The 14,042-nt window shown below is 76.8% G+C and carries 10 protein-coding genes; 7 read left to right on the top strand and 3 right to left on the bottom strand.

Going from position 1 to position 14,042, the window contains the following annotated elements; genetic code table 11:
• The first annotated feature begins 16 nt into the window (after window positions 1–16).
• Together ACFY2K_RS23025 and yaaA are read left to right on the top strand one after the other, a co-directional pair.
• The gene (locus ACFY2K_RS23025) at window positions 17–478 is read left to right on the top strand and encodes a DUF3995 domain-containing protein (RefSeq protein ID WP_387713606.1); all 462 of its coding nucleotides are present in this window, start codon (window positions 17–19) and stop codon (window positions 476–478) included.
• A gap of 10 nt (window positions 479–488) precedes the next feature.
• A complete protein-coding gene (gene yaaA, locus ACFY2K_RS23020) occupies window positions 489–1,274 on the top strand; it encodes a peroxide stress protein YaaA (protein ID WP_375887981.1) in 786 nt (261 codons plus the stop codon).
• A gap of 18 nt (window positions 1,275–1,292) precedes the next feature.
• On the opposite strand, the gene ACFY2K_RS23015 is transcribed toward yaaA, so the two are convergent.
• From ACFY2K_RS23015 to ACFY2K_RS23005, 3 genes are read right to left on the bottom strand one after another with little or no spacing between them, the layout of a single operon-like run.
• Window positions 1,293–2,441, bottom strand: coding sequence for a bifunctional RNase H/acid phosphatase (locus tag ACFY2K_RS23015; protein WP_387713603.1), 1,149 nt, complete (start codon window positions 2,439–2,441; stop codon window positions 1,293–1,295).
• 4 nt (window positions 2,442–2,445) lie between these two features.
• Window positions 2,446–3,189, bottom strand: a complete 744-nt coding sequence (locus ACFY2K_RS23010) for a zinc ribbon domain-containing protein (protein WP_380644863.1) — start codon at window positions 3,187–3,189, stop codon at window positions 2,446–2,448.
• A 23-nt stretch (window positions 3,190–3,212) separates the two neighbouring features.
• Entirely contained in the window at window positions 3,213–4,049 is an 837-nt protein-coding gene (locus ACFY2K_RS23005) for a Nif3-like dinuclear metal center hexameric protein (RefSeq protein ID WP_380405641.1), read from the bottom strand.
• A 420-nt stretch (window positions 4,050–4,469) separates the two neighbouring features.
• Here ACFY2K_RS23005 and lanL point away from each other — a divergent pair, with 420 nt between their 5' ends.
• From lanL to ACFY2K_RS22980, 5 genes are all read left to right on the top strand, one after another.
• Complete coding sequence (gene lanL, locus ACFY2K_RS23000; protein WP_387713600.1) at window positions 4,470–7,475, top strand: class IV lanthionine synthetase LanL; 3,006 nt, start codon at window positions 4,470–4,472, stop codon at window positions 7,473–7,475.
• A complete protein-coding gene (locus tag ACFY2K_RS22995; RefSeq protein ID WP_387713598.1) occupies window positions 7,472–9,463 on the top strand; it encodes an alpha/beta fold hydrolase in 1,992 nt (663 codons plus the stop codon). The genes lanL and ACFY2K_RS22995 overlap by 4 nt, the downstream gene beginning before the upstream one ends.
• Before the next feature lie 146 nt (window positions 9,464–9,609).
• Window positions 9,610–9,753, top strand: coding sequence for a VenA family class IV lanthipeptide (locus ACFY2K_RS22990; protein ID WP_157882160.1), 144 nt, complete (start codon window positions 9,610–9,612; stop codon window positions 9,751–9,753).
• A gap of 143 nt (window positions 9,754–9,896) precedes the next feature.
• A complete protein-coding gene (locus tag ACFY2K_RS22985) occupies window positions 9,897–11,549 on the top strand; it encodes an ATP-binding cassette domain-containing protein (RefSeq protein WP_387713595.1) in 1,653 nt (550 codons plus the stop codon).
• A gap of 700 nt (window positions 11,550–12,249) precedes the next feature.
• Window positions 12,250–13,932 (top strand): ATP-binding cassette domain-containing protein, encoded by a 1,683-nt coding sequence (locus ACFY2K_RS22980; RefSeq protein ID WP_387713592.1) that lies wholly within the window; start codon window positions 12,250–12,252, stop codon window positions 13,930–13,932.
• The last annotated feature ends 110 nt before the right edge of the window (window positions 13,933–14,042 follow it).

The following is a 14,042-nucleotide window of genomic DNA, read 5'->3' as shown; positions in this document are numbered from 1 at the left end:
GGAGGGGGTGCGGGCGATGGACGCGGTCAAGGCGGCCGGGGGCGTGGTGTCGGCGGGGCTGGCGGTGACGGGGGCGCTGCACGCGGTGTGGGCGGTGACGCCCTGGCCGCTGCGGACGCCGGAGGAGTTCGTGGACACCGTGGTGGGCGCGGGCGAGGGGCCGCCGCCGTCGGCCTGTCTGGTGGTGGCGGGGCTGCTGGGGACGGCCTCCTACCTGGTGGCGGCGGAGGCCGGGCTGCTGCCGGCGGCGGGCCCGCGGGGGTTGCGGCGGGCCGGGTTTCAACGGGCCGGGGTGCGGACGGCGGCCGGGGTGCTGCTGGCCCGCGGGCTCACCGGGCCGGTGGTGTTCGGGCGGCTCAGCGAGCGCTCGGCGCGGTTCCGGCGGCTGAACCTGCGCTACTACTCGCCCCTGTGCGTGGCGTTGGGAGCCGGAGCGGCCGCAGTAGGGTGGCGGGGTTCGTCCGCCACAGATTGTTGAGGAGTCCGCTGTGCTGGTGCTGTTGCCGCCCTCGGAGGGCAAGGCCGCGTCCGGGGACGGCGCGCCGCTCGCGCTCGACGGGCTGTCGCTGCCGGGGCTGACGGCGGCGCGCGGCGCGGTGCTGGAGGCGCTGGTGGGCCTCTGCCGGGGCGACGAGGACGCCGCCGCCGAGGTGCTCGGCCTCACCCCCGGGCTGCGCGGCGAGATCGCCAAGAACGCCGGGCTGCCCACCGCCGGGGCCCGCCCGGCGGCCGAGGTGTACACCGGGGTGCTGTTCGACAACCTGGGGCTGGCCACCCTGGACGCCGCCGCGTACGACCGCGCCGAGCGGGCGCTGCTGGTGTTCTCCGGTCTCTGGGGCGCGGTGCGGATCTCCGACCGGATCCCGTCCTACCGCTGCTCGATGGGCGTGAAACTCCCTGAGCTGGGGGCGCTCGGCGCGTACTGGCGGGGCGTGACGGCCGACGTGCTCCCGGAGGTGGCGGACGGGCTGGTGCTGGACCTGCGCAGCTCCGCGTACGCGGCGGCCTGGAAGCCGGCCGGCGAGGTGGCCTCCCGTACGGCGACCGTCCGGGTGCTCCAGGAGCGGAACGGCAAGCGCAGCGTGGTCAGCCACTTCAACAAGGCGACCAAGGGGCGGCTGGTGCGGGACCTGCTGGTCGCCGGGGCCGAGCCGAAGACCCCGGCCGAGCTGATGGACGCGCTGCTGGCGCTGGGCCACCGGGTCGAGCTGGCGGCGGAGGGCACGGCGCGCAAGCCGTGGCAGCTGGACGTGGTGGTCACCGAGGTGCACTGACCCCCCCGGTGGGGAGGGTCAGCGCAGGTGGGAGCTGTCGTTGAGCAGCCGCAGCGAGGCGTTGCCGTCCGCGTAGTACTGGACGGCGCAGATCGAGGCGGCGGACAGCTCCATCCGGTACATCGAGTCCGGCGGGGCGCCGAGCGCCAGCCGGACCAGGGTCTTGATCGGGCTGACGTGCGAGACCACCAGCACCGTCTTCCCCGCGTACCGGGCGAGGATCTTGTCCCGGGCGACGCCGGCCCGGTGGGTGAGGGTGGTGAAGCTCTCGGCGCTGCCGGTCGGCTTGGCCTTCGCGGAACCCAGCCAGGCCGAGAGGTCGTCCGGGTACCGCTCCTGCACCTCGGCGAAGGTCAGGCCCTCCCAGTCGCCGAAGTCGACCTCGCGCAGGCCCTCCTCGTACCGGACCTCCAGGCCGAGCCGGGCGGCGACGATCTCGGCGGTCTGCCGGGTGCGGCGCATCGGGGAGGCGACGACCGCCTGGACGCTGCCGCGCGCGGCCAGGGCGTCGGCGGCCCGCTCGGCCTGCCAGCGGCCCTTGTCGGACAGCTCCGGGTCGGTGCCGCCACTGCCGGAGAAACGCTTCTCCGGGGTGAGCGGGGTCTCGCCGTGGCGCAGCAGGACGAAGGTGGTCGGGGTGCCGAGGTCGGCCGGGGCGGCCCAGCCGGCCTTGGGGGCGGGGGGCTTCGGCAGCGGCTCCTCGGCCGTGGCGGCGGCCCCGGCTTCGGCCAGGGGCCTGGGCTCCCACTGGCGCCCGTCGCGGCCGGCGTCCATCGCCTCGTTGGCCAGCTTGTCGGCGTCCTTGTTCTTCTCGCGCGGGATCCAGGTGTAGCCGACCCGGCCGCGCGGGAAGACCGCGCGCGCCTCGGCGGCGAGCGGCTGCATGTCGGGGTGCTTGATCTTCCAGCGCCCGGACATCTGCTCGACGACCAGCTTGGAGTCCATCCGGACGTCCACGGAGGCGTCCGGGTCGAGCGCGCGGGCCGCCTTGAGCCCGGCGATCAGGCCCCGGTACTCGGCCACGTTGTTGGTGGCGTGGCCGATGAACTCGGCGGCCTCGGCGACGAGCTGCCCGGTGTCGGCGTCCCGGACCACCGCGCCGTAGCCGGCCGGCCCCGGGTTGCCCCGGGACCCGCCGTCCGCTTCGACGATGAAGCGCGCCGCCACCGGATCAGGCGCCCGAGTCGGCGGTGCGGACCAGGATCCGCCCGCAGTTCTCGCAGCGGACCACCTTGTCGGCGGGCTCGGCCTTGATGGCGTTCAGCTCGGTGATCGAGAACTCGGTGCGGCAGCCCTCGCAGCGGCGCTGGTAGAGCCGGGCCGCGCCGACGCCGCCCTGGGTCTCGCGCAGCTTGGCGTACACCTTCAGCAGGTCGGCCGGGATGACGGCGGCGACGGTCTCGCGGTCGCGCTTGACCTTGTCGGCCTCGCCGTCGATCTCGGCGAACGCGGCGTCGCGGCGGCCCTCGGCCTCGGCGAGGACGACGGTGGAGTGCTCCAGGCGGGCGGTCAGCTCGTCGACCCGGGTCTTGGCGCTCTCCTGGCGCTCCATGATCTCCAGCACGACCTCTTCCAGGTCGCCCTGGCGCTTGGCCAGCGAGCCGATCTCGTGCTGGAGGTTCTCCAGGTCCTTCGGCGAGGTGATCGCGCCGGAGTCCAGCCGCTGCTGGTTGCGGGCGGAGCGGGCGCGGACCTGCTCGACGTCCTGCTCGGCCTTGGTCAGCTCGCGGGCGGTGTCGCCCTTCTGGGCCTCGGCGGCGACGACGAGGTCCTTGAGCGCGGTGTGGTCGGCGGTGGCCTTGTCGATCTCGGCGTGCTCGGGCAGGCTCCGGCGCCGGTGGGCCAGCTGGTCGAGCTTCGAGTCGAAGGCCTGGAGGTCGAGCAGGCGGATCTGGTCGGCGGGCGCGGCGTTCAAGGGGAAAGCTCCTGTGGATCGGGTCAGGCGGTGAAGGACATGGGGGCGTGCGCGGTCCACGGGTCGGTGACCCGGTGGGAGACCTTGGTCTCCACGGCCCAGCCGTGCTGGTCGGCGACGGCCCGCAGGGCGCGCTCGGCCAGGCCGAGCCAGGGCCACTCGGTGGCCCAGTGGGCGGCGTCGACCAGCGCGACCGGCGCGGCCTCGGTGGCCTCGGAGGCCGGGTGGTGGCGCAGGTCGGCGGTCACGTAGGCGTCCACGCCGGCCGCCCGTACGTCGGAGAGGAAGCCGTCGCCCGAACCGCCGCACACCGCGACCCGGCCGATCAGCCGGTCCGGGTCACCGGAGACGCGCACACCGGCGGCGGTCGCGGGCAGACCGGCGGCGACCTGCGCGGCGAAGGCCGACAGGGTCAGCGGGGGCTCCAGCAGGCCGATCCGGCCGGTGCCGCGACGGCCCAGCGGGTCGGTCGGGTCCGGCACCAGCGGGCCGGTGACCCGCAGGCCGACGGCCTCGGCCAGCGCGTCCGAGACACCGGGGTCGGCGTGGTCGGCGTTGGTGTGGGCGACGTGCAGGGCGATGCCGTTGGTGATCAGGGTGTGCACCACCCGGCCCTTGAAGGTGGTCGCGGCGACGCTGGTGGTGCCGCGCAGGTACAGGGGGTGGTGGGTGACCACCAGGTCGGCGCCCCACTCCACGGCCTCGTCGACGACCGCCTGGACGGGGTCGACGGCGAACAGCACGCGGCTGACCTCGGCCTGAGGATCACCGCAGACCAGGCCGACGGCGTCCCAGGACTCCGCCCACTGCGGGGGGTAGACCTCTTCGAGCGCGGTGATGACGTCGGACAGTTTCGGCACCTGTCGAGACTACCGTGCGCGCGGGGCCGGTCGGGCCTCGGCCGATCGGGGGACGGCGGCGGAACGGCGGCAGGACGGTGCCGGGGCTACGGCGGGGCGGCGGCGGGCGTGCTTCGGACGCGGGTGCCGCAGGCGTACGGATGCGCGTCAACCTGCAGCTGGGGCGCGTGTCCGGGTCCCGCGCGCGCCGTACGCGCCCGCACGCCGTGCGCCCGTTACTCACAGCAGTGTTCTCGTACGAATTCGAAACCGCCCACTGATCACCCTTACGAGTGAAGTGACCGGCTCTGCGTTGAGGCTTCGGATTTCTCGAAACTAACTTCATTCCTGCGAACGGGAGTTGCCCCGGTCACCTCGGCCGGGAGCCCCTGGAGGGGGGTCGCGAGGAGCCGAGCAGAGGACGAAGGGGTGTGGTGACGCATGGGGTGGCCGGAGGCGACGCGGGCGGCCCTGGCCGGCACCGGGGGCCGGGGAGGCGACGGCGACTGGGACGTCACCGTCGGGGGCTTCTGGTGCACGGCCCGGCCGTCCGCGTCCGCGCCGTTACCGGCGCAGGGGTGGAAGCTCCACGTCAGCGCTGCCTCGGTGGTCGGTGGGGAGGTGCTCGCGGGCGTGGTCCGGGCGCTCGCCGCGGACCCGTGCAGTTTCAAGTTCGCCGCCGCCGAGGAGCGGCTGCGCGAGCTCAACTCCCGTAACAGCGACCGTGGTTCGGCGGGCAAGTTCATCACCGTCTACCCGGCGGACGACGCCCAGTTCCAGCGGCTGGCAACCGAACTGGACCGGGTGACGGCCGGGCTGCCCGGGCCGGTGGTGCTCTCCGACCGGCCGTACCGGCCCGGCAGCCGGGTGCACTACCGCTACGGCGCGTTCGCGGCCCGGGCCGAGCTCGGCAACGACGGGGAGTACCGCTCGGTGCTGCGCGGGCCCGGCGGGGAACGGGCCGAGGACGTGCGCGGCGGGTCGTACCGGGCGCCGGGGTGGGTCCGGGACCCGTTGCGCGGTGCCGACGACCCCCGCCGGCGTGGGGACGCAGGCGGGGGCGGGCGCGGCGACCGGCCCGGGGGCGGGCGCGGCGGCGGGGTGCTGCTGGCCGGGCGCTACGCGGTGACCGCCGCCGTACGGCACGGCGCCAAGGGCGGGGTGTTCCTCGGGCGCGAGGCCGCGAGCGGCGCGGAGGTCGTGGTCAAGCAGGCCCGCGCGCACATCGAGGTCGACCGCGCCGGGACCGACGCCCGCGACGCGCTGCGGCACGAGGCCGCGCTGCTCGCCCGGCTGGACGGGCAGGGGCTGGTACCGCGCGCCGTCGAACTGATCGAGCAGGACGACTCCGTCTTCCTGGTGCAGGAACGAATCGCCGGGCAGCCGCTCGGCGCCTGGGTCGCCGCCCGGCTGCGGCGCGACGGCAGCCCGGACGTCGACTGGACCGAGGCCGGACCGGTGGCGCACGGACTGCTCGACCTGGTCGGGCGGGTGCACGGCCAGGGCCTGGTGCTGCGCGACCTCTCCCCCGGCAACGTGATGGTCCGGCCGGACGGCAGCCTGCGGCTGATCGACCTCGAACTCGCCGCCGAGACCGGCCACCGGGCCGGCACGGCCGGCACCCCCGGCTACCGCGCCCCCGAACAGGGACGGCTCGCCCTCGCCGGCACCGGCACGGCCGACCCGGCCGCCGACCGCTACGCCCTCGGCGGGCTGTTCTTCCTGCTGGCCACCGGGCACGACCCGCTGCTGCCCGAGGACCTGCCGCGGGCCCGCCCGGTCGCCGAACGGCTCGGCCGCTGGCTCGACCTGGCGGCCCGCTCGGGTGCCACCGCGCGGCGGCTGGCGCCGGTGGTCCTGGGGCTGCGGGCCGAGCAGCCGGAGCTGCGGTGGAGCCTGGCGCGGGCCCGGGAGGCGCTGGGAGGGAAGGCACTGGGAGGGAAGGCTCTGGGTGGGCGGGGCGGCGGCGGAGTGCCGGGCGTGGACCCTTGTGTGGATCCCGGCGCCGTTTCGGCTCCTGCCGTGCCCGGTGCGGCTGCGAGGCCGGCCGTGTCCGCTCTGGTCGCCCCGCTGTGGCAGGCCACCCCTCGGCCGGGCACGGACGCCGATGCCCCGCCCCTCGACCGGCTGCTGCACGACGGCCTGCGGCACCTCGCCGCCGGCGCGACACCGGAACGGTCCGACCGGCTGTGGCCCGTGGTGCCCGCCGGGGAACGGACGGACCCGTGCAACGTCCAGCACGGCGCCGCGGGCGTGCTCGCCGTACTGGCGCGGGCGGCCGCGGCACCCGGCCTGCCGGCCGAGGTCCGGGCGACGGCCGCGGGTACGGCCCGGACCGCCGCGGACTGGATCGAGCGGCGGGTCGCCGCCGAGCCGGTGGTACTGCCCGGGCTGCACTTCGGACGGTCGGGAACGGCCTGGGCACTGCTCGACGCCGCCCGGGTGCTGGGCGACCAGGAGGCGGCCGAGCGGGCCGCCGCACTCGCCCGGCGGATCGCCGTCGAGTGGCCCAACCCGGACGTCTGCCACGGCGCGGCGGGCGCGGGCTTCGCCCAACTCCGCTTCGCCGGGGAGGACTTCCGCGCGGACCACGGCTTCGCCGAACGCGCCGACCGCTGCGCCCGCGCCCTGCTCGCCGCCGCGCGACGGGAACCGTACGGGACGGTCTGGCCGGTGCCGGCCGACTTCGACTCGGCGCTCGCCGGGATCACCCACCTCGGCTTCGCGCACGGCGTGGCGGGCGTCGGCGCCTTCCTGCTCGCCGCCGCCGGGGCGACCGGCGACCGCGCCCTGCGGGACGCCTGCACGACGGCCGCCCTGGACGCCGGGCGGACGCTCGGCGCCACCGTGCGGTGGAGCGAGGGCGACGGCGACCGAAACGGCGCGGCCGATCGCCGCACCGACCGGGCCTGCGCCTGGTGGCCGCAGAGCGCCGCCGACCCCGAGCACATCCGGCTCCCGCACTGGTGCAGCGGCTCCTCCGGCGCGGGCAGCTTCCTGCTGCGGCTGTGGCGGGCCACCGGCGACACCGAGGCGCTGCGCCTCACCCGTGCCGCCGGCCGGGCCGTCCTGGCCTGCCGCTGGCACGGCGGAGTGAGCGCCTGCCACGGCCTGGCCGGTGACGGCGAGTACCTGCTGGACCTCGCCGAGGCCACGGACGAGCCCGAATTCCGTTCCGGGGCACGCCGGTTGGCCCGACTGATCGCGGCCCGGAGCGCACTGCGCGACGGCCTGCTGGTCCTGCCCGACGAGACGGGCACGGGCTGCGCCGCCGCCTACGGCACCGGCACGGCAGGACCGCTGGCCTTCCTCCTCCGGCTCCGGCACGGCGGCCCCCGGCTCTGGCTGGACCCGCTCTCCCCCAGCCACCCGCTCGCTCCCCCTTGCCCGCCGACCCCCGCCCGCGACCAACTGCCTTGCGACAGCGACGGGGTGAGCGAGACGTGAACACGGCCACCCGCGCCACCACCCGGGCCCTGCGCCGGCTGAGCTTCTCCTTCGCCGCCGACGGCAGCCACGCGGCCTGCCTGGCCGCGGCCGCCGACAGCGGCTGGTACGTGGAGAGTTGGCGGCTCCCACCGGACGGCTCCCCCGCCGTACCCGCCGCGCTGCCGCTGTCCGGCAACCGGTCGGAGCAGCTGCGCTCGCAGCTCGTCGCCCTGCCCGACGGCTCGGTGCTGGTCTGCCGGCACGACGGCGAGCGGCACGACCTGGTCCGCCTCTCGCACGGCGGGAACGGCACCGTGGAACAGCAGTTGGCCTCGCTCCGGATGCCCGGACTGCGCCTGCTGCCGCTCCCGGTGGCCCCCGGCGCCGACCCGCGCACCCCGGTGGCGATCGCCCTGGGCACCGACACCCGCCCGGCGACCACCGCCTGGCTGATCCGGGCGGACGGCAGCGAGCCCGTGCAGGTCGCCGAGATCCCCGGCCTGCACGGCGGCGGCGCCTGGCTGGACCACGCGGGCGCGCTGCTCGCCCTGGACCGGGTGGCCGGCGGGCTGGTCCGCAGCGTGGTGCTGGACCTGCGCAGCGGCACCACCACCCCGCTGCTGGAGATCGGCGAGCACAGCAACGACCGGCTGGTGCTGTTCGACCCCGACAGCCGCTTCGCGATGGTGCGCAGCGACGCGCCCGGCACCGACCGGCTCGGCTGGGGCGTGCTGGGCGGCGGGGAACCACTGCGGTTCCCGGAATGCCTGCACGTCTCGGGCATGTTCCTGCGCCCGGTGGCACTGCGGCAGGCGGCGGACGGCCCGCGGGTCGCGGTGCAGATCGACCACGGCGCCGGCTCGGCGCTCGCCCTGTGGCGGCCCGCCGTCGGGCGGCTGGACCCGCTGCCGGTGCCACCCGGGCGGCTCGGCGCGGTCGGGCACTGGGACGGCGCCGGGCTGCGGATCCCGTACTCCTCGCCCGACCACCCGGCGGCGCTGGCCACCCTGGACGTGGACGCCCTGCTGGCGCACGGCCCGGCCCCCGCCGAGACCGCCCCGATGCCGCTGCCGCTGCAACTCGCGCCCCTGGGCTCGGGCCTGCCCGGCCCGTGGCGGGACACCGTCCTGCCCTGGCAGCCCGGTGCACCGCGCGTCACCCGCACCCCGCCGGCCGGCTGGCGCCTGGACGGCAGCACCCAGCCCGGCGACGGCAGCCGCTGGCAGCCCGCGCAGAGCCTCGAACTCGCGGGCCCGGCAGGCCCGTTGGAGGCCGTGGTGTACGGCGGCGACGCCTGGCTGAGCAACCCGCACCTGGTGCTGGCGCTGCACGGCGGCCCCGCCGACGCCTGGCGGCTGGAGTTCGACCCGGCGCTGCAACGGATGGCCGCCGAGGGCCTGGCCGTGGTCGCGCCCAACCAGCGCGGCTCCACCGGCTACGGGGTGCCGCACGCGCTGGCCATCCGGGGCGCCTGGGGCGGCCCCGACCTGGACGACGTGCTCTACCTGCTGGAGGGCATCGCCGGCCAGCGGGCGGCACTCGGCCTGGAACCGCCCGCCCTGTTCGGGGTCAGCTACGGCGCCTTCCTGGCGCTGCTGGCGGCCGCGCACGCGCCGACCGAGCAGGTCGCCCGCTGCGCGGTGGTCGCACCGTTCCTGTCCGGCGCCCGGCTGATGGCCGAAGCGGCGCCCCCCGTACGGGCGTTGACCACCCGGCTGGGCGGCGGCGACCCGATCCTGGACGCCCGCGGACCGCGCGACGTGCTCCAGCTCGCGCACCGGCTGAGCGCCCCGCTGCTGGTCGTGCACGGCAACCGGGACGAGGTGGTACCGGTCGGCCAATCCCGTTCGCTGCGGCACGAGTTGCTGCGGATCGGCCGGGTCGAGGGCACGGACTTCCGGTACGTGGAGGCGGCCGGCTCCGGCCACGAGGTGCTCGCCGAGGAGGGCGCCGCCGTGCTGCACGAACTGCTGGCCGCGTTCCTGCGGACCGGCCGACCGGGCTGATCCCGCCCGGCCACCCACAGACTCCCGGGCCCGTCGAGGCCCGGGGCACCACCCCGGTGCGGCGGATGGAGGCCGCGCCGGGGGTCAACACCCGACGCCCGCAGGCAGATCGCGGCGGGCGACACCCTCAAGGGGAGGACCCGATCATGGAGAACATGGTGGACTTCGAGACCGACCTCGCGGCGCTGCAGGACCTGCCGGAGACCGAGTCCGTCGAGCTGACCGGCCACGGCAGCGGCTGCCAGTACACCTGTCTCATCCTGACCTGTCTGATCTTCACCAACAGCTGATCAGGAACGGCCCCACGGGTGCCGCCCTCGCCTGTCCGGACAGGCGAGGGCGGCACCCGCCTTCCCGCACCCTCCTTCCCACACCCGCCTTCCCACACCCGCCTTCCCACGCCCGCGTCCAACTCACCGACAGGAGGCCGGACTTGCCACGACGACCCACCGGATGGACACTCGCCCTCGGCATCGCCCTGCCGGTCGAGGCCGCCACCACCCTCGCACTGCCCGCCGTCCTCGCCGCAGCCGTCGACGCCGCCCTCGCCCACCGGACCGGGACCGCCCTCGCCCCACCCGCCCTCCTGCTGCTGACGGCCGCCGCCGCCAACGCCACCGCGGCGGCCGCCGGACCGGCCTGCTCGGCCGAGGCCACCGCCGCCCTGCGCGGGCGCCTGCTCCGCCACCTCCTCGCCCTCGGGCCCGGCGGCCGCCTGCACGGCGGGCCGCCACCCGGCGACCTCGCCGCCCGGCTCCTCGGCTCGGCCGCCGACGCGGGCGGCCGGCTCCCCGCCGTACTCGGCGCGGCCACCGCGCTGCTCACCTCGATCGGCGCGATCCTCGGACTGGCCGCGCTCTCGCCGTGGCTGGCACTCGCCTTCTTCGCGGGCGTGGTGCCCGGCGTGCTGCTCATCCGGCTCTTCCTGCACCGGGCCGGGCCGGTGTTCGCCCGCTACCAGGAGGTGCAGGCCGAACTCGCGGCCCGGCTCAGCGGCGCCCTCACCGGGCTGCGCAGCATCCACGCGGCGCGCGCCGAACACCGCGAAGCCGCCCGGGTCCTGGCCCCGCTCCCGGACCTGTCCGCGGCCGGACACGCGCTCTGGGCCGCCCAGCGGCGCACCGCCTGGCAGGCCACCCTGCTGATCGCCCTGGTCGAGATCACCGTGCTCGCCACCGCCGGGGCGCTGCTCGCCGACGGCGCCCTCGCCCCGGGCGCGCTCGCCGCGGCGGCGGGCTGGGCGGCGCTCGGCGCGGGGCTCTTCGAACAGGTGGAGTCGCTGGTCGGGGTCGCCCACGCGCGCGCCGGGCAGGCCCGGGTCGACGAACTGCTGGCGCTCGCACCGGCCCCGGCCGGCCCGGCGGCCCTCCCGGCGAGCGGGCCCGGCGAGGTCGCCCTGCGGGGCGTGGTGGTGCGCGACGGCGAACGGGTCCTGCTCGGCCCGCTCGACCTCACCGTCCCCGGCGGCCGCACCGTCGCCCTGGTCGGGCACTCCGGTGCCGGGAAGTCACTGCTCGCCGCACTGCCGGGGCGACTGCGCGACCCCGACGAGGGCACCGTACTGATCGACGGCGTCCCGGTGGACACCCTGTCCCCCACCGCCCTGCGGGACGCCGTCGGCTACGCCTTCGCCCGGCCCGACCTGGTCGGCCGCACCATCCGCGACGCCCTCGCCGGAGCGGGCCCGGCCGAAGCCGCGGCCGCGTGCGCGGACGGCTTCCTGGCCCGGCTCCCCCACGGCTGGGACACCCCGCTCGACGACCTCCAGCTCTCCGGCGGCGAACTCCAACGCCTCGGCCTCGCCCGGCTGCTGGCCCGCCCCACCCGCGTCGTCGTCCTCGACGACGCCACCTCCGGCCTGGACCTCGCCACCGAGTACCAGGTCACCGAGGCCCTCGACCGCGCCACCCACGGACGCACCCGGCTGGTCGTCGCCCACCGCGCGACCGTCGCCGCCCGCGCCGACCTCGTCGCCTGGCTCGACGGGGGCCGCCTCCGCGCCCTCGCCCCCCACACCCACCTCCTCGCCCACCCCGACTACCGCGCCACCCTCTCGGCCACCACCCTCCAGGCAGCCACGACGTGACGCACCGGAAGTCGATCGGGCCGACTTCCGGTGCGGGGGGGACCGGCCACCCTCTGCCCTGCCGAGCTCTCGACGCTTCCTCTCAGCCGCACCGGAAGTCGAGCTCATCGACTTCCGGTGCGGGGAGATCAGCCGGCACCCCCGCCCTACCGCCCCACCGCGCCCTCCGCGCCTGCACCAGAAGTCGACCGGGTCGACTTCTCGCGCACGCCGCTCAGCCACCACCCCCTGACCGCACGGGAAGTCGACCCGATCGACTTCCCGTCCTCTCCGAAAGCCGACTGGATCGACGTCCATGGGATTGCCCACCTCGCACCGCACAAGCACCGACGCCAACCCCGACACCGGAAGTCGGCAGGGCCGACGTCCGGTGCAACCGCCGCCCCGAGCAGGCCACCGACGGGCGCCGGGCGCATCGACCTGGCGGTCCGCCCGCCCCGGAGGAGAGGCGGACGCGCCCAAGCGCCGGCATCGGCCACGGTGGCGGCTGCTGGCACGGCCCTTACGGGCGGCGCGGGGCGGGGCACGGGTGTCGGTGGCCGAGGAGCTGCGGCCGGGGGCGGGCGCGCCGATACCCGAGGTGGGCACGGTGGCGGGCCGGGGGCAGGGGCGAAGCCGTCGGCGCACCCCGGAATGGAGGCAGCGGCACCGCGGGGTCGGGATGGTCGTAGGGGCGATGCGGGGCACGCGAGGAGCCCTGGTGGGGTTGCTCGTCTGGTCGGGGGTGGAGGCGGTGCCGCCGCTGGTGTCCGGCTTGTTGGTGTCGGCCGCCGTCGATCAGGGGTTCCTGGCCGGGCGGCCGGGGGTCGGGGTGGCCTGGTTGGGCGGGTTCGGGGCGGCGATGGCGGTGCGGGCGTACGCGGCGCGGGCCGGGTTCCCGTACCTCGCGGGGGTGGTGGAGCCGCTGCGGAACGCGCTGGTGGAGCGGGTGGTCCGCGGTGCCCTGGCGCGGCCGCGGGCGGATCCGGCCGCCGTCGCGCGGTTGACCGAACAGGTGGAGTCCGTACGGCAGTTGACCGCGACGCTGCTCCGCACGCTGCGCGGGGTGGGGATCACGCTGGTCGCCGCCCTGGTCGGGCTGGCGCTGCTGGCGCCGGCCGTGCTGCCGCTGGTACTGGTGCCGCTATTGGTGGCCGGGCTGCTGTTCGTACGGCTGCTGCGGCCGTTGGCGGGCGGGCGGCGGGCGGCGGTCCTGGCCGAGGAGCGGCTCGCCGCCGAGGCCGGGCGGGCGTTGCGCGGGCTGCGCGACGTGCAGGCGACGGGGGCGGGCGACGCGGTCGCCCGGGCGCTGACCGGGGTGGCGCAGGAGAGCGCGGCCGCCTCCCGGGCGCTGGGCCGGGCGTCGGCCCTGCGCGCGCTCGTGGTGGCGCTCGGCGGGCGGCTGCCGGTCCTGGCCGTCCTGGCGGCGGCGCCCTGGCTGCTGGCGCACGACGCGCTGACGGCGGGCGGGCTGCTCGGCGTCGCCACCTACCTCCTCCAGCAACTGGACCCGGCCGTACGGACGTTGGCGGGAACGGTCGGCGGCTGGCTGCTCAATCTCGGCGTGGTGCTGGACCGACTGGCGGAATCGACCACCGAGTCCGGGCCCAACCCCACGCCAACCCCCGTCCCCACTCCCGCCCCCACCCCACTCCCCACCCCCGGCGTGCCGCTCGGCGCGGTCCGGCTGCTCGGGGTGCGGTACGCCCACGGACCGGGCGCTCCGGCTGTGCTGGACGGGGTGGACGCGGAGTTCCGCCCCGGGGAGCACGTGGCGGTGGTCGGGCCGAGCGGGGTGGGGAAGTCGACCCTGGCGGGGCTACTGGCGGGCCTGGTGGCGCCGACGGCGGGGGCGGTGGTGGTCGGTGGCGGCCCGCGCGGGGTGGCGCTGCTGCCGCAGGAGGCGTACGTGTTCCCGGGGTCGGTGCGGGAGAACCTGACCTGGCTCGCCCCGGGCGCGTCCGGGCGGGAGGTCGCGGAGGCCGTCGGGCGCCTGGGGGCGGACGGGCTGGTGGCGCGGCTGGGCGGGTTGGCCGGCGCGCTGCGCGATCCGGGTGAACTGTCCTCCGGTGAGCGCCAGTTGCTGGCTCTGGTGCGGACGTACCTGGCGGACGCGCCGGTGGTGGTGCTGGACGAGGCGACCTGCCATCTGGAGGCGGCCGCGGAGGAGCGGGTGGAGCGGGCGTTCGCCGCGCGGCCGGGGACGCTGGTGGTGGTCGCGCACCGGATCAGTTCGGCGCTGCGGGCGGACCGGGTGCTGCTGCTGGACGGCGGTCGCGGACTGCTGGCCCGGCACGGCGACCTCCAGGTGCTGTCGCCGTTCTACCGCGAGCTCGTCGGCCACTGGCTGGGTTCTTCCAGAGTGGCCCCCGGGGCCGCGGGCGGGGCGGGACTCGCCCCATGAGGTCGATAGGATCTCGTCCGTCCCGGCCGTTATGGTGGCCGGGGCACGGGCCGCGATCACCGGCTGTGGGCGCGTTCCGAGCGCCCGATCGGGGACCCGACCGTGTGCCG

The sequence above is a fragment of the Kitasatospora sp. NPDC001309 genome (assembly GCF_042896295.1).
Classification (GTDB): domain Bacteria; phylum Actinomycetota; class Actinomycetes; order Streptomycetales; family Streptomycetaceae; genus Kitasatospora.
The sequence above is the reverse complement of the archived record's forward strand: the minus strand, read 5'-3'. Positions and strand labels throughout refer to the sequence as shown.

Coding starts and splice junctions, on each gene's coding strand:
- ACFY2K_RS23025 (WP_387713606.1), top strand. CDS start 17: ATGGACGCGGTCAAGGCGGCCGGGGGCGTGGTGTCGGCGGGGCTGGCG.
- ACFY2K_RS22990 (WP_157882160.1), top strand. CDS start 9,610: ATGGAGAACATGGTGGACTTCGAGACCGACCTCGCGGCGCTGCAGGAC.
- lanL (WP_387713600.1), top strand. CDS start 4,470: ATGGGGTGGCCGGAGGCGACGCGGGCGGCCCTGGCCGGCACCGGGGGC.